Source organism: Bacillus sp. REN16 (assembly GCF_020731355.1).
Lineage (GTDB): Bacteria > Bacillota > Bacilli > Bacillales > Bacillaceae_L > Ferdinandcohnia.
This window is the reverse complement of the sequence record NZ_JAJFZK010000013.1, coordinates 1-15,396: the sequence shown is the minus strand read 5'-3', so window position 1 is coordinate 15,396 and position 15,396 is coordinate 1. Positions and strand designations below refer to the sequence as shown.

Here is a 15,396-nt window from a genome sequence, read left to right as displayed (position 1 = left end):
TTTGTCTAGTTCCAGGCGCCATGGGCTCGAGGTCATAAGCCAATCGCTTCGGAAGGTAAAAAATACCTTCTGTCAGCGCTCGTCTTATGCTTGTCGCCGATAAGCAGGCGCCTTACACTTTTCTATCTCACCATCAAGGTCAGGTTTCCAGCAGCGATAATAACCGTGATACTTAAGAAAAACATAAGTGACACGATAGCTAATGCTGCAAAAATATAAATCACACTTTTACTGATGATATCCAAGCAGGCGATGATCGGCCCACCGCCAAGCGGCTGTAAGAGTGCTGCTGCCAGCTTATAAATAATTGCCAGGGATAGCACTTTAATCGCCGGAAATGCAGCAATTAATAGTAAAATGACTAACCCAAAAATCCCTACTGTATTTTTCAAAATGACCGAGGCGCTTATAACCGTATCTGTGGCATCTGTAAACATTCGGCCAATGACAGGGATAAAATTACCGGTAATAAATTTTGCTGTCCGTATCGTTATCCCGTCCGCAACTGCTGTGGTGGCCCCCTGTACGGATATCACTCCAAGAAAGATGGTCAGGAAGACACCAATGATTCCAATACTCACATTTCTAAGCAGCTGGGCAAGCTTTGTCACCTTGTACTGGTCACTTAATGTACTCACGATGCTCAGCAGGGCCGACATAAATAACAGCGGTAACACGATATATTGAATCAACAACCCGCTTGTATTCATTAAAAATAAAATGAGCGGGTGGAAAAATGCCGCAGACGTAATTCCTCCTGAGGATGCTACTAAGGCAAGCAATAACGGCACTAGCGCTAATATAAAATTGATCATCGACTGGATTGCTTGCTCCGTGTACATAATGGCAACGCGGAAGCTATTTAGCGCGATGATGATTAACACCATGTAGACAATCGAATACGCCACCTTGCTGACAGCACTTTTTTCAAATGAATTTTGCAGGGTTTGTAAAAACATACTAAAAATCGTAAGCATAATCAGTGTGCTCAAAAGTTTTCCGTTTGCAATTATCTCGTGAAACACGAATTTGACGAGTCCAAGCAGCCATTCTTTCAGTGATAGCTCCTTCTCGCCCCGGATGAAATCCAGCAAACTGCCCTTTTGACTTTCAGGGAGATACCCCCCGTATTCGGTTACGATTTCATCCCAGTATTGTTTTATTTCATCAATGCCGAGGGTTTCGAGCTGTTCCTCAACCTGATGTTGAATTTGTTCGTCGATGATTTCTTGTTGTGAGGGTGATGCTTGTACAAATTGAGGCAAAGAAAAAAAGAAAAGCAATAAAGCCAGGAAAGAAAAGACTCTGGTACCAGTCACGCCAATCACCCCCCTTGAAACATTTGTTCCAATGATTTAACTAGGAATAAGTCCAATGATTGTTTCTATTAATACTGTTAAAATTGGTATCGCCATTGCTAAAATTAAAATTTTTCCTCCAAGTTCAATCTTTGAGGCAATGGATCCTTGACCTGCATCTTTGGTAATTTGTGCTCCAAATTCAGCGATGTACGCTATTCCAATGATCTTGAGAATGGTTTCCACATACACAGTGTTCACATTTGCGTTAATCGCGACCTTTTCGAGCATCCGAATGATATCTGCAATTTCTCCGACTAAAAAGAGAAAAATGACACATCCGATAAACACGACTAGCAAAAAGGCAAAGGTTGGTTTCTGTTCTTTTACAATGAGTGCTAGAAAGGTTCCAATTAAACCTAATCCAACGATTTGTATAATCTCAATCGCTCATCCCCTCCTTATCCCTGAAAGAGGAATACAGCTTTAATCTTTTTAAAGAGGTCCTCTACGATTGTTGCAACCATAAACAAAATATAGATGAAGCCCAACAATGTAACCCACTGGGCGTACTCCTTTTTACCCATCTGATCTAGGATTGTATGGAGAAAGGCAACCACAATTCCTACACCGGCTATTTGAAAAATAATATTTACATCCACTCCCATGCGCTTCTTCTCCCCCTAAATCAATAAAATGACTACTAATAATCCTGACAAAAAGCCCAGGCTTTTCACCATTTTTTCATACCGGAATTGTCTATCTCTTGCATCGCTTTCTTCTCTCTCAAGATGGGTAATCGCAAGTTTAATATGTTTTTGCTGTGAGGTTCTGTCATGCTGCCCAAGCGTCTCACCAAACTGCTGAAGAATCTCAATTTCTCCTTGGTGAAATGCAGTCTGCTTGGACACTTCTTTCAGACTCTCATCCCATGCTACCTTTACACTAACCTCGCCAGTTTGAAGCCGTTTTGCAAACCCCTCGAAAAAATAGGAAATCGGTTTAGGGATTTGCCGTGATAGATGTGTAGCAACATCAATTAACGGGACATGCCCATACATGATTTCCGCTTCTAGTGATTGCAAAGCGGTTTTTAGCATCCTCAGCTGGCGTGGCCTCTCACTTAACTTTCGCGCTGCTTCAAACCCAGCCCATGTTGTTGCAAGTAATATTAAAATAGCACCAAATATTTTTATCATTTATTTCACGCTCGCTTTTGGTAAAAGTTGCTTTCCAGTTGGACCAAGGATGGCTTTTACAGTACCTGGACCATTTGTGCGTGATAACTCTACAAATCTCTCAATAACTCCTGCATTAATTATTTTTTCTAAAGACGGTCGCTTTAAGAGGTCGGAAACTTGATGACCATGTGCTGTGACAATTAAACTTACACCAGCATTTACAGCCTCCAAAATTGCCTGACTGTCCTCTTCTCTACCAATCTCGTCCACTATTAGAACATCAGGACTCATTGATCTGATCATCATCATCATGCCTTCTGCCTTTGGACAGGCATCCAGGACATCCACTCTTGGTCCTAGAGATGCTTGTGGAACGCCTTTTACACATCCAGCAATCTCAGAACGCTCATCAACAATTCCTACCTTCATTGCGGGAATACGTCTTGTTTCAATTCCCGAGCTGATCATCCTTGCAAGGTCCCTTAATAACGTTGTTTTACCGGTTTGCGGCGGACCAATGATAATCGTGTTTTTCCAATATGAGTTATAGAGATAAGGTGCAAGTGGTTCAGCAACACCGATTTTTTGTTTGGCAACCCGAATATTGAAAGATGTTACATCGCGAATGGCTTTAACCATTCCATTTTCAGTGATGACCTTACCAGCCAGTCCCACTCGATGCCCGCCTTGGATTGTGACATAGCCGCGTTTCAGCTCTTCCTCAAGCGTATATATGGAGTATTGCCCAAGCTTGTTCAGGAGCTGAATGGCGTCTTCACCAGTGACGTTATAATTGTGAAAAATCGGAACTCCATTCTCAATGGTTTCAAGCGGACGTGAGACCCTGATTCGGATTTCTTCCATTTTGTCTGTTCGTTCTGGAGGATACTTAGCTAGTAGATTAGCGATTGATTTCGGTAAAACCTCGACTATTTCTTTCATATAGTAAACTCCTCATATTCTCTCTCATAATTCAATGTATGCTAGCTTGGACACATTATGCCTACGAAGGCAGATTTCTACCGGAAGATTCCATACAAAATAAACGCAACTCCAAGCCCTATGAATAGTAACTTTGAATAAGACAACTGATCCGCTAAGCCAATTAGACCAATCGACATCGTCGCGATCAAAATAAGCGGTCCGAAAATGGCAAGTGTCGCATTAACAGCTAAGGCTTTTTTCACATCATTAAAAACCAGCATTAAAATGGCCGCCGTGATCTCTAAGCATCCAGATAGGATCCTTAGTCCAGCCATCGTCAGTACAGTAGAATCAAACATCGAAAACATTCGTTTCATTGAAGTCCCCACCCAATTTCATTTTCTTTTGTACAACCTATGCTTGTGGGGGGATTTTCAGAAGAAGAAATTTTGAGGAGTTGCTTGAATGGAGTGTTTGCGGTATACCATTTATCGTTTTTCGACTCCGTGATATACCGATAGGAGCGGTTGCGGTATACCACTTATCGTTTTTCGACTCCGTGATATACCGCTAGAAGCGGTTGCGGTATAGCACTTATCGTTTTTCGACTCTGTGATATACCGATAGGAGCATTTGTGGTATACCATTTATCGTTTCTCGACTCAATGATATACCGATAGGAGCATTTGCGGTATACCATTTATCGTTTCTCGATTTAGTGATATACCGAATAGGGCGGTTGCGAAGATGCATCCAAAAATAAAAAAAGAACCCACCGAAATCGGTGAGTCCTCATCATTATTTATTATTATGCACGTGAAATGTAAGATCCTTCATCTGTGTTGATGATTAACACATCGCCTTCATTAATGAAGAAAGGAACCTGTACAATTAAACCTGTCTCAAGTTTAGCTGGTTTGGAACCGCCTGAAGCTGTGTCCCCTTTAATACCAGGCTCTGTTTCAACAACTTTAAGCTCAACTGTGTTTGGAAGCTCAACCCCAAGTGTTTCAGATTGGAACATCATGATGTGCACTTCCATATTCTCTTTCAAGAATTTTAATTCATACTCAATCGCTGATGCTGGCAGTTCGATTTGCTCATAAGATTCATTGTCCATAAATACGTGAGAATCGCCATTTGCATATAGATATTGCATTCTGCGGTTTTCGATTTGCGCTTTTGCCACTTTTTCTCCCGCACGGAATGTTTTTTCCTGCACATTACCTGAGCGTAAATTACGAAGCTTTGAACGTACGAATGCGGCACCTTTACCAGGCTTCACGTGTTGGAAGTCCATTACTCTCCAAATTCCGCCATCTACTTCAATTGTTAAACCTGTACGAAAATCGTTAACTGAAATCATATACTATTTCCTCCTAATTCAATTCCGAAAACTTTGTCTAAAGAATGATTAATTCCTTTTTAGAGAAAGTGAGCGTTTCGTTTCCATTTTCCTTAACAACTACATCATCTTCAATTCTCACGCCACCTAATCCTGCTATGTAAATTCCTGGTTCACATGTAACAATCATGCCCGGCTCAAGCACATTATCAGAACGGAAAGATAGCGAAGGTTGCTCATGAACCTCCATACCAAGTCCATGGCCAGTTGAATGACCAAAATATTCGCCATAGCCTTTTTCCGTAATATAATCACGAGTAAGTGCATCGGCTTCTTTACCTGTAATGCCAGCCTTGATACCTGCCATGCCACGAAGTTGAGCTTCTAAAACCACATCATAAATATTTTTCAGTTCATCACTAGGAGTACCTACTGCAACGGTACGAGTGATGTCAGAACAATATCCTTTATAATATGCACCATAATCAAGGGTTACAAAATCACCTTTTTCAATTACTTTGTCGCTTGCTACCCCATGCGGTAAGGCTGAACGAAAGCCTGATGCAACAATTGTATCGAATGAAGATGAAGTGGCTCCTTGTTTTCGCATAAAGAATTCTAACTCAGTTGAAACTTCAATTTCTGTAATACCAGGACGAATCACATCTAAGATATATGTAAAGGCGGCGTCAGCTATCTCCGCTGCTTCCTTTAATATCTTAATCTCTGATTCTGTCTTAATCAAGCGTAACTTTTCAATTGCACCCGAAACTGGAACAAGTTCGGCTTTCACTTCTTTGTCATATGCGGTAAATGTCGCATATGATAGGTCCTCTTGCTCAAAGCCAAGCTTTTTAATTCCTAATTTTTCAGCTTGTTTAGCAACTTCTTCAATAATCGGACCTGAGTGCTGCACAATGTCAAATTCCTTTACTTGTTCATTTGCTTGCTCAACATAGCGAAAATCGGTAATAAAAACGGCCCCATTTTCAGAAATGAGAGCTACTCCAGCTGTACCAGTGAAATTTGTTATGTAACGTCTGTTGTAGCTATTGGCAACTAATAATCCATCGATTCCAAAGCCAGAAAAACTTTCCCGTAATTTTTCTAATTTACTCATCTAGCTTTCCCCCTAAGTGCTCTAACTTCGACAAAGAGCAAGTTTGTAGCCGCAAACACCTATTACGACAATTCGTACAATTGCCAAGGAGTCAAAACTCCCTTAAAAATAGAATGTTCGAACAAGAACATTCTATCATAATTTTCCCATTATCACCTACTCATTTGTAGAGACGGCCTCTGCTTGCCTCTCATCCCGCATTTCATTATGCTCAAATGAAATCGAATAACCAATAAAGACACCATATAGAATATAAAAGCATATTGTAGTAATAACTGTATCCCGTTTTAGTTCTGCAACGGTTTTAATATCCGGAAAGATTGGATTAAACACATAAAAGACAATTAGCCATAAAACAATACCAAACCCGGCACCAACCCAAATCGATTGAAATTTTTTTAAAAAAGCATAATATAAAAGTGCTACACCGATTGATATAATACCAATCACTACAACTCCAATAAACTGACCTAACACACGATTTTTCCAGTCACCAAGGATCCATGGCTTAAGGACAAGATTAGGGCTCAGTTCTGTAAAGTGAAAAACATACGTAAAATAAGATAACAGGCTCCAAAAAATACCCCCGAACAAACCAATCACAACAACCTTACCAATCAAAGGCATCTCACGTTCTTTTTTGTTTTGTTCAAGTTCTGGATTCTTTTTTTCAGCATCTGCCACAGATAACACCTCCATTTGGTAGTATGTCCAGAACTTTTTTAATCTATTTTACTGAAAAATGTGTAGCATTGGAAATTGCTGGTTACAATAGTAAATGTTTAAGTGAATAAAAAATAAAATTGTCATAAATGATGTTGTTAACATAGAGGTTTATTAACATATCTTGTAGAATATATATAGAAGAAGCACTTATTATTTTTATATTATTAATTAATAATTGAAATAGACGAGCAACAACAATATTGATTTTTAATACAATATAAGTATAGTTTTCAGGAGGTGTATCTCATGAATCGTCGTAAATCAAATATAGTCGTCATGGTTTTACTAGGATTAGGTGCACTTGGATTTGTTTACACTCTTTTCACTCGTCCGGGTTCATTACTCGTGCAGGCAGGCATGATTTTCCTATTCATAGGTATTATCTATCTTCTATATAAATTTGTGATTAGTCGACGAATGGGAGGAATGGAACATTCCGCTTATTTACGCGCAGCTAAACAATCAAGGAAGCGATTTAAAACAGGAAGTATCAGAAAGGCACAGGGAGCGGGCAATAAGAAACCTACGACAAGTTCGACAAAACGGTCGAATGTAGCGTCTATTCATAAAAAGCGAAAAACGAATCCGACACACCTAACCGTAATTGAAGGAAAAAAGGGAAAAAAGAAGAATCGTGCATTGTTTTAAACTTTATTCAGCAATAGGCTGAATAAAGTTTTTTTGATTCTTCTTTTAGTAACCCCAGGTGCGTAAAAACGATTCTGCTCGGGTTCTCCCAACTCGAATAAGTTCCTGCTTCTTTTCATCCGTGACACCAAATTCTGTAGTCAAACCACTTTCAATTGGAATAAAAATGATATTTTTTTCATGCCGACGTGAAATATAGCGTCCATCATGGGCATTTTTCATCGTTTCGAAAAGGGCTCCAAACATATCGAAGGCATTATTAATTTTATTTTGTTTTTGCTGCTGACTATTTCCGCTCAGCTTGATTCCTAGGACAGGGCGTTTTTTTAGCTTTTTTTCCTCATCAAAAAGCCAAATTGGGAAATTGGACAATACCCCGCCATCCACAACAATTGAGTTTCCTTGATAGTCTTTTAAACGGACAGGTTCAAAAAAATAAGGGAGGCTGCAACTCATCCGAACCGCTTTAGCAACTGGAAACGATGCTGGATGAATGCCATAACGTTCTAAATCATCGGGCAACACCATGATTCGTCCATTCGTTAAGTCGGAGGCAATTATTCTTAAACGACCTTGAGGAAGGTTTTGAAAGGTCACGACACCCTTTGCGCGGAGCTTTTGATAAATCCATTTCTCTAACATATCGCCTTTATATAAACCAAGCCGCCAATATAAAAGAAGCCATTTAGCCAAAGGTGTGGGTAAGAGGGCTTTTCGTTGATCTAAAAAATCACTGAGGTTTAATTCTTCCATGAGGTCAATAATCTCACTACTTGTGTAACCCGCTGCAATCAAGGAGGCAATTAATGAACCTGCACTCGTTCCAGCCATTCGTTTAAAGGTTAATCCCCTAGCCTCAATTGCTTGATAAGCGCCAATAAGCGCAAAGCCTTTAATGCCGCCACCCGAAAAAACGCCATCGATTAACATGGAACCCCTCCCAATCCCCTACTTTTTAAATGTAAGGGAGTTCTGCAGAAAAACAATGCCTTTATACATTTGTAATCAGATAGCTTGGGAATTAGTACGTTCGAATATTGTTGAGCATAAAAAAAGAGGGAATCGATTTGATTCCCTCTTCGTGTTTACTTATAGTCCACATTTAAGTTGTGCATTACAGTTTGTACATGTGTTACATCCACCAAGGTCTTCAACAGTCCCTTGACGACATACTGGACATGTATCGCCCACTTCTGATCCGATTGTAACGTCAGTTTGACGTAAATCCATGATTGTATCCATTAGAACTACACGGCTTTTTGGCTTTTCTTCTTGCTCTGTTGTCACTTCTGTATCTTCAAAAGTATTCTCTTCTGCTTTTAATGTAAGAACTTGAGAATCACGACTTCCGTCAACGTAGACTGTACCGCCTTTTGCTCCACCTTTGTAGAGGCGCTCGTATACAGCTTCTACCTGTGAAACTGTATAGCCTTTTGGTGCGTTAACAGTTTTACTGATGGAGCTGTCAATCCAGCGTTGGATGACACATTGTACATCAGCATGTGCTTCTGGTGAAAGTTCCATTGCGGAAACGAACCAGTTAGGCAAATTGTTTGGATCTGCTTCTGGATGCTGATCTAAATATTCTTGAACGATATCTGCTTTTACTTCAATAAACTTACCTAAGCGTCCACTTCTGAAATATGAGAATGAGAAGTAAGGTTCTAACCCTGTAGAGACGCCAACCATTGTTCCTGTGCTCACGTTTGTTACTCTCTATCATCAATAGAGGGTGGGACTATTAGTACCCACTCCATATGTCGCCATATGGGCCAGACTATATCACCAACCCCGTTTTGTACAGGGTTGCTCGGCGTGTAGTCGTTGAGGGGGCAGCCACGCCTTCCCTGCGGATTTTCCGCACCTTTTGATTTTTACCTTTTCGTGTCGGCACACAGGTACAAAAGGATACTCGGAGTTTCCCGCATACAGCCAAGTTTACGCTACATTCTTACGAATATAGGGGGCAAGTTGTTTACCCGTAGGAGCAACGGTTAGTAAGTGTGAATTACGAATACCGTGTTCTATGATTCCTTCTTTAATATCTTCCGGCATCTTTTCCATATATCCAGTTTTGATTAAAGCTTCTCTGATACGATTGCCATCCTCTGGTGAATTACCTTCTAGGAATGGGAAGCTTCCTTTTTCTTTTGCTAGCTCGATTGAAGCACGGTAAGCAGTAGTTGCAATTGTTTCGAACACTTCGTCAACCAGCTTATTTCCTTCTTCTGAACCATATTCTGTCTCACAATAGATAAGCAGATCGTGTAATCCCATAACACCTAGACCAACACGGCGCTCACCTAATGCTTGCTTTTTATTCGCTTCTAAGAAGTATGGAGTTGCATCGATAACGTTATCCTGCATTCTAATTCCAACTTCAACAGTTTGCTTAAGTTTATCAAAATTAACTGTTTTTGTGTCTTTATCCACCATTTCAGCTAAGTTAACAGCTGCGAGGTTACAAACACTGTAAGGTGCTAGAGGTTGCTCACCACACGGATTTGTTGCAACAACTTTTTGACCGTAGCTTTGTGCATTTGTCATGTCGTTAGCATTATCAATGAAGAAAATTCCTGGTTCTGCAGCATAAGTTGCACAGATATTGATTAGGTTCCAAAGTTCTTTTGCTTTAATCTTACGGTACACACGTACTTTATGACCAAGCTTTTCCCACTCACGTACGTCCCCAACCTTATGCCATTCTTCATTGTAGTGTTTCATTTCTTCTGCATTGTAGCTTTCTACATCTGGGAATTTTAGTTCATATAAGCCATCTCCTTCAACAGCTTGCATGAAATCCTTTGTGATACAAACTGAAATATTTGCACCTGTTAAAAACTCAGAATTATGAACACTATAAGTTCCGCCTGTTACTAATTTTTGTTCAGCGTCTTTTATGATTTTTTCACTAAATCCACCTAGACCAGGAATTTGTTTATAGTTCACAATACCTTGGTACATTTGAACTTCCTGCTCTGTAAATGGAGTGAATTTAAGTTTTTCTTGTGCGTATTTTTTGATTGTTTCATCTTCTGTATTTTCCATTAAATAACGAAGTATTCTTGGATTTTGCATTTTTGAAATAATGAACTCAATAATGTCCGGGTGATCCGATTGTAACATGATCATTTGTGCTCCCGATTTGTTACTCCTCTTTTGAGGGGGATGGTCATTTCTGCCATCCTCTCATGCTTTCACATGAGATCAGACTATATCATCAAAGAAAGAAATTTTTCATACTTTCGAAATAATATTATATCACCATGACTATACAGCTGTTGTCCAATATTGCGTAACTCTTCTATGCTACTTAGATATAGATCAGAACAACCTTGTTTGTGTGAGATAGAGTTAACTTTCTTTGCAAACCCTTGTGCCTTTAGAAAATTAAGAATTGATTTTAGCATAATAGGATTTCCGGTAAAGCCCATTCGCGCTTTTTGATAACCATTTCTTTGATATACCCTTATATGGCCATCTGCATCAAAGAATCCCCTCAGATATGCCCATTGAAGTTCATGGTTTCCAAAATCAATCCACGATTCACTTCCAGTTTTTCTTGGGCCAATCCCTAATGCTATTAAATCATCACACATTTTTGTGGAATTGATGGTCAATGAGAATTTATTTTGTTCATTTTCAGCATTTTTCTTTCTGAATTTAACAACTTCTCTCATATTCATTTCTTCACTAATATCAAAAAGTAATTGCTTATCTGTTTCAGCAAGAGCTAAAACCAATCTTTTAGAACTATTACGATCGAAGATAGTCCCATCTCCCGTTATATACCCTACAATATAAGCCTGATTTGGGGTACAAATTGTTGCAAAATAATTTTCGTCGTAATTATATTTTTTTGATTTTAATTTTCCCGCTTCCCCAGGTAACCTTGAATTGATAAAGTGAAGTTCATCATTCCATCGCTTAATTGTTCCTCTATTAATACTTAGCATATCTGCAATATCCACTTGGCTGTAGCCTTCGTCATGAAGTTTTATAATTAATTCGATTAATTTTTCTTTGTCTCGTGCCCCATATTTACGTCGCCGTCGAATGTGGTTTACTCCCTCCGTTGTTCCCAATCGTAATCCTCCTTACTTAATTCAGATATCACAATGGAAACTTTAGGAAGTTTCAATAGTCGTTGAACGTTAACCTTTGTTTCCAAAGGCTCTTCGCTGCTGATTGCCCATTGTTTCATCCTTATCATTTTCAAGCATTCACGCTCACTGTTGCCAGTCACGTTGTAGCTGATAAAGCTTTAGGGTGTTCCAGCAATTCACGAGATTACGTCGCCGAGCTGTTAACGACGGGATCCACCCTGTTCAACAAGGTGTGTTAATTTCGCAATGTCATCTAACCATGAAACTGAACCAGATGACTTACCATTAACACCGCGTGCTAGTGTGTTTCGTGGGCGTAATGTAGAACCGTTCGTTCCTACACCGCCACCACGGCTCATGATTTCCATGACCTGCTTACGGTGCTCGGAGATACCTTCGCGAGAATCCTGAACATACGGCATTACGTAACAGTTAAAATATGTTACATCTGTATCCGCACCTGCCCCATAGAGAACACGGCCAGCTGGAATGAAGTTTAGGTTCACTAGCTCTTGATAGAACTTTTCAAACCATTCCTGACGCTTTTCCTCCGTTTTCTCAACAGAAGCCAAACCAGTCGCATTTCTCTTAGCGATTTGCTCATAGAAGATTTCAAGCGGCTTCTCAATAACATCTAATGAACGATTTACAATCCCTGATTCCACTTCCTCAGGGTTGTCCAGCACACCACGATACTCTTCTTCTACTAGCACCCGTGCTGTCTTTTGCTCCCAATCGATGTCAACGATGAAACCTAAACCACGTGCTGGAAACTTTGGATCCTCTTTGATCGTTAGAACAACAAAGTCGCCTTCAGCAAGAGTAAGCTTTTCAGTATCCTTAAAGGTATACCGATCAAGCATTACAAGCTTAGATACGCCCTTATGCGTAATCTTCATGTCATCCGTAATTGGATGGACCTGAGGAAAAAGGCGTATATCCTGGTTCAACCTTTCAACATTAATATTCATTTTTTCTAGCACAACAGTCATTCCCACATCTCCCTTTAAATCTATTAATTCAATTATGTTTAATTTAATGTGATAAAATTAAAGTATCATATATCCATATGAAAGACAACACAAAAATCAATATATAGTGTTAAAATAATTTTCGACACTACTACATGTTGATAAACAGTTAAAACAAAATCTATTTTGTCAAACTAAAAATAGTATAATATACAAAGAAAAACAGAGGAAAAACTAGGTAAACTAAATTATTTCGTCTTTTTTGAAGAATTTTGTCGGTTGCTATTTAGCTATAATAGAACAAACTCAGTAATACCAAAGTTTTCCGTTTTACAAAGGAAATAACGACTAAAAAAAGTCGTTATCTTTTAAAATTCCATTCATCTGTTTTATATCGTCTTTCTTCAATTTCGTGAACATAGTCCATTTCATCGTCTGTCAATTGATAAGGCTCGAGCACAATATTTAGTCCTTCCTCAAAACCTTCTTTAAAAGCTTTCTTCGCTTCTTCGATCGTAACCGGAATCTCCCTTAATGCATTTATGGCAACTGCCTTATTTTTAAAATTACGCTGCATTCTTTCCTTGACACGGTCACTAGGATATTTAAATAGATCAAATAATTTATCCTCATCTATATCTAGTAGGATTGATCCGTGCTGAAGAATAACACCCTTCTGTCTCGTTTGCGCACTCCCAGCGACTTTCCTGCCTTCGACAACAAGCTCATACCAAGAAGGCGCATCAAAACACACGGCTGATCGCGGATTTTTTAATCCTTCACGTTCTTCAGCTGTCTTAGGAACCGCAAAATATGCATCAAGTCCTAATTTACGGAAGCCTTGCAAAACACCTTCAGAAATAACACGGTACGCCTCAGTTACCGTTTTAGGCATTTCAGGATGCTCTTCCGACACAATCACACTATAAGTAAGTTCCTGATCATGTAAGACCCCTCTTCCGCCTGTCGGACGACGAACAAATCCAAGGCCATATTTTTTCACAGCATCCAAATCTATTTCCTTTTCTACTTTTTGAAAATAACCAACTGAAAGAGTCGCGGGATTCCAACCATAAAAACGAATCGTCGGCGGAATTTTTCCTTCGCTATTCCAATCAAGCAATGCTTCATCTAATGCCATATTAAACTCCGGCGAACAATGACCAGAGTCAATAAATCTCCATACCTCTTTTTCCATACGAAACCCTCTTTGTTCTATATTATTTGCCATTCCTTAGTCTATCAGAACAAATATTAATTTTCAAAATCAAAACCTCCAGAGAATTCCTTTGATTCTTTTTGACCACACGAATATAATAGAAAATGAGAGATAGAAAAAGGAGTAGATTGATTTTGGAAATACTTTTAATTGTTTTAGGTGCACTCATCGCGTACGCACTTTTCACATTCTTCTACCAAAAGAAAATAGTAACTGTTTTAACCGAGGAACAGTTTCGTGAAGGATACCGTAAAGCACAACTGATCGATGTGCGTGAACCAAACGAATTTGACGGGGGTCATATTCTGGGAGCACGTAATATCCCATTATCCCAGATGAAACAACGATTAACAGAAATCAGACCTGACAAACCAGTCTACCTATACTGCCAAAACACTGTTCGCAGTGGTCGTGCAGCACAATTACTTCGTAAAAAAGGCTACAAGGAACTTTACCAACTCCAAGGTGGCTTTAAAAAATGGTCAGGTAAAATAAAGAAAAAATAACCTATTCCTTCATTGGAATAGGTTTTTTCATGGTCCATTATGATAGAATATGGAAAGAATAACCTGAGGTGATACTTTGAATATTTCAAAAGGACTTTATCATACCATCTACCACCCAAGACTAATCTTCATCCCACTCATCGTAAACGTAATTCTCACATTCATCGGAGTGACAGGAGTATATATTGGTTTCACCCTTTTTTCTTTTCAATTCACCGATTTCCCAATACCCTATGGGATCCCATTAATAGATAAGGTAAATTTTACTTTTCAGGGAACAGCCTCAAATTGGGTGCTTACTAGCATAGCCACCATTGCTATGCTTCTCTTAAAAAGCTATGCACTCAGCATGTATCTTGGCTCTATGAAATGCTTTTTAGAAGGACCAGATAATACATATTCAATCTTAAAAATAGCCCCTTACTATTTCGATAGAATGGTGAAATTCTCGATAATTGAATTTATAATCGGGGGAATACTTTACTTTCTTTCACATGTTTTTTGGCCATTAACCCTATTAGGTATTCTAATTGTACTAGTTTACAGCCTAACCCCATACATAATCGTTATAGAAGACACTACTGTTAGCGACGCAATTGCAAAGTCGCCAAAACTATTTATAAAGAACATATGCACATTGCTTTTTCTCGCCCTGGTATCCTTGGTTTTGACATATTTAATAACTAAGATCCCGTTTGCGGATAAAAAAATAGCCTATTACATGGTCACACTATTATATAGTTTTATTGGAACCTCCATCATCTTTGCAGTCATGAATTGTTTACATAGAAGTATATATAAAATTAGTCTACCGTCAAAAAAAGTAAAAAAATCAAGAAAACTATTCCCGCCACTCTGGGTTGCTGCGCTTCTTTTACCGTTACTTGGGGCTTTGTTGGTTTAAGGTAAATAAAAGGATCCGTAAGAAATTTAGATGAGATAAACTTGAAAATAAAGCATTTATTGTATATCATTTATCGTTTTTCGGCTTCGTGATATACCGTTAGACTCTTTTGCGGTATATCATTTATCATTTTTTAACCTCGTGATATACCTTCACACATCAAAACTCCTATGAATACAAAAAAGACCAACCATATTGGTTGATCTTTTAGTGCCTAGCGACGTCCTACTCTCACAGGGACAAAGTCCCAACTACCATCGGCGCTGAAGAGCTTAACTTCCGTGTTCGGTATGGGAACGGGTGTGACCTCTTCGCTATCGCCACTAGACTATGATGAAGGATTCATTCCTTCAAAACTAGATAACGTTCATACATTCATTTGAAGTGATTTGTCTAGCTCCAGAAGCCATATCCTACGGCTGCTTCGCTTCTTCTGTCGAAGTCAAAG

The 15,396-nt window shown here is 39.1% G+C and carries 15 protein-coding genes, 1 rRNA gene and 3 pseudogenes; 3 read left to right on the top strand and 16 right to left on the bottom strand.

Features of this window, described 5'->3' with window-relative positions; all coding sequences use genetic code 11:
* Positions 1–122: 122 nt before the first annotated feature.
* The 9 genes from spoIIIAE to LKW28_RS17325 form a co-directional block, all read right to left on the bottom strand.
* Positions 123–1,319, bottom strand: a complete 1,197-nt coding sequence (gene spoIIIAE / locus LKW28_RS17365) for a stage III sporulation protein AE (RefSeq protein WP_229141681.1) — start codon at positions 1,317–1,319, stop codon at positions 123–125.
* Between the two features lie 36 nt (positions 1,320–1,355).
* Complete coding sequence (spoIIIAD, locus tag LKW28_RS17360; protein ID WP_083497253.1) at positions 1,356–1,745, bottom strand: stage III sporulation protein AD; 390 nt, start codon at positions 1,743–1,745, stop codon at positions 1,356–1,358.
* Between the two features lie 14 nt (positions 1,746–1,759).
* Positions 1,760–1,966, bottom strand: coding sequence for a stage III sporulation protein AC (gene spoIIIAC / locus LKW28_RS17355; protein WP_010284588.1), 207 nt, complete (start codon positions 1,964–1,966; stop codon positions 1,760–1,762).
* 15 nt (positions 1,967–1,981) lie between these two features.
* Positions 1,982–2,497, bottom strand: a complete 516-nt coding sequence (gene spoIIIAB / locus LKW28_RS17350) for a stage III sporulation protein SpoIIIAB (protein WP_229141680.1) — start codon at positions 2,495–2,497, stop codon at positions 1,982–1,984.
* Positions 2,498–3,421, bottom strand: a complete 924-nt coding sequence (gene spoIIIAA / locus LKW28_RS17345) for a stage III sporulation protein AA (RefSeq protein ID WP_229141678.1) — start codon at positions 3,419–3,421, stop codon at positions 2,498–2,500.
* A 77-nt stretch (positions 3,422–3,498) separates the two neighbouring features.
* Complete coding sequence (locus LKW28_RS17340; protein WP_229141677.1) at positions 3,499–3,780, bottom strand: YqhV family protein; 282 nt, start codon at positions 3,778–3,780, stop codon at positions 3,499–3,501.
* Between the two features lie 431 nt (positions 3,781–4,211).
* Positions 4,212–4,769 carry an elongation factor P gene (efp, locus tag LKW28_RS17335; RefSeq protein WP_229141675.1) on the bottom strand — a complete coding sequence of 186 codons (558 nt, stop codon included), beginning with the start codon at positions 4,767–4,769 and terminating at the stop codon, positions 4,212–4,214.
* Between the two features lie 37 nt (positions 4,770–4,806).
* Positions 4,807–5,868, bottom strand: coding sequence for a M24 family metallopeptidase (locus LKW28_RS17330; RefSeq protein ID WP_229141673.1), 1,062 nt, complete (start codon positions 5,866–5,868; stop codon positions 4,807–4,809).
* A 156-nt stretch (positions 5,869–6,024) separates the two neighbouring features.
* Positions 6,025–6,567: a YqhR family membrane protein gene (locus LKW28_RS17325; protein ID WP_267498051.1), complete on the bottom strand. Its 543-nt coding sequence runs from the start codon at positions 6,565–6,567 to the stop codon at positions 6,025–6,027.
* Between the two features lie 273 nt (positions 6,568–6,840).
* Here LKW28_RS17325 and LKW28_RS17320 point away from each other — a divergent pair, with 273 nt between their 5' ends.
* Positions 6,841–7,242 (top strand): SA1362 family protein, encoded by a 402-nt coding sequence (locus LKW28_RS17320; protein WP_229141670.1) that lies wholly within the window; start codon positions 6,841–6,843, stop codon positions 7,240–7,242.
* 45 nt (positions 7,243–7,287) lie between these two features.
* On the opposite strand, the gene LKW28_RS17315 is transcribed toward LKW28_RS17320, so the two are convergent.
* The 6 genes and pseudogenes from LKW28_RS17315 to LKW28_RS17290 form a co-directional block, all read right to left on the bottom strand.
* On the bottom strand, positions 7,288–8,172 hold the full coding sequence (locus LKW28_RS17315) for a patatin-like phospholipase family protein (RefSeq protein ID WP_229141668.1): 885 nt from the start codon (positions 8,170–8,172) through the stop codon (positions 7,288–7,290).
* 159 nt (positions 8,173–8,331) lie between these two features.
* Positions 8,332–8,943 (bottom strand): annotated as a pseudogene (locus LKW28_RS17310) (ribonucleotide-diphosphate reductase subunit alpha); the annotation flags it as partial.
* 279 nt (positions 8,944–9,222) lie between these two features.
* Positions 9,223–10,386 (bottom strand): annotated as a pseudogene (locus LKW28_RS17305) (ribonucleotide-diphosphate reductase subunit alpha); the annotation flags it as partial.
* Positions 10,387–10,454: 68 nt separating this feature from the next.
* Positions 10,455–11,327 carry a helix-turn-helix domain-containing protein gene (locus LKW28_RS17300; RefSeq protein ID WP_229141666.1) on the bottom strand — a complete coding sequence of 291 codons (873 nt, stop codon included), beginning with the start codon at positions 11,325–11,327 and terminating at the stop codon, positions 10,455–10,457.
* Positions 11,328–11,551: 224 nt separating this feature from the next.
* Positions 11,552–12,340: pseudogene (locus LKW28_RS17295) on the bottom strand (ribonucleotide reductase N-terminal alpha domain-containing protein); the annotation flags it as partial.
* 340 nt (positions 12,341–12,680) lie between these two features.
* On the bottom strand, positions 12,681–13,517 hold the full coding sequence (locus tag LKW28_RS17290; RefSeq protein WP_229141664.1) for a lipoate--protein ligase family protein: 837 nt from the start codon (positions 13,515–13,517) through the stop codon (positions 12,681–12,683).
* A gap of 125 nt (positions 13,518–13,642) precedes the next feature.
* Between LKW28_RS17290 and LKW28_RS17285 the strand changes: the two genes are divergently transcribed.
* Together LKW28_RS17285 and LKW28_RS17280 are read left to right on the top strand one after the other, a co-directional pair.
* Positions 13,643–14,044, top strand: a complete 402-nt coding sequence (locus LKW28_RS17285) for a rhodanese-like domain-containing protein (protein ID WP_229141663.1) — start codon at positions 13,643–13,645, stop codon at positions 14,042–14,044.
* A gap of 76 nt (positions 14,045–14,120) precedes the next feature.
* The gene (locus LKW28_RS17280) at positions 14,121–14,948 is read left to right on the top strand and encodes a hypothetical protein (protein WP_229141661.1); all 828 of its coding nucleotides are present in this window, start codon (positions 14,121–14,123) and stop codon (positions 14,946–14,948) included.
* A 212-nt stretch (positions 14,949–15,160) separates the two neighbouring features.
* Here the strand turns inward: LKW28_RS17280 and rrf are convergent.
* Positions 15,161–15,276: ribosomal RNA gene (gene rrf / locus LKW28_RS17275) — 5S ribosomal RNA — on the bottom strand.
* Positions 15,277–15,396: the final 120 nt, after the last annotated feature.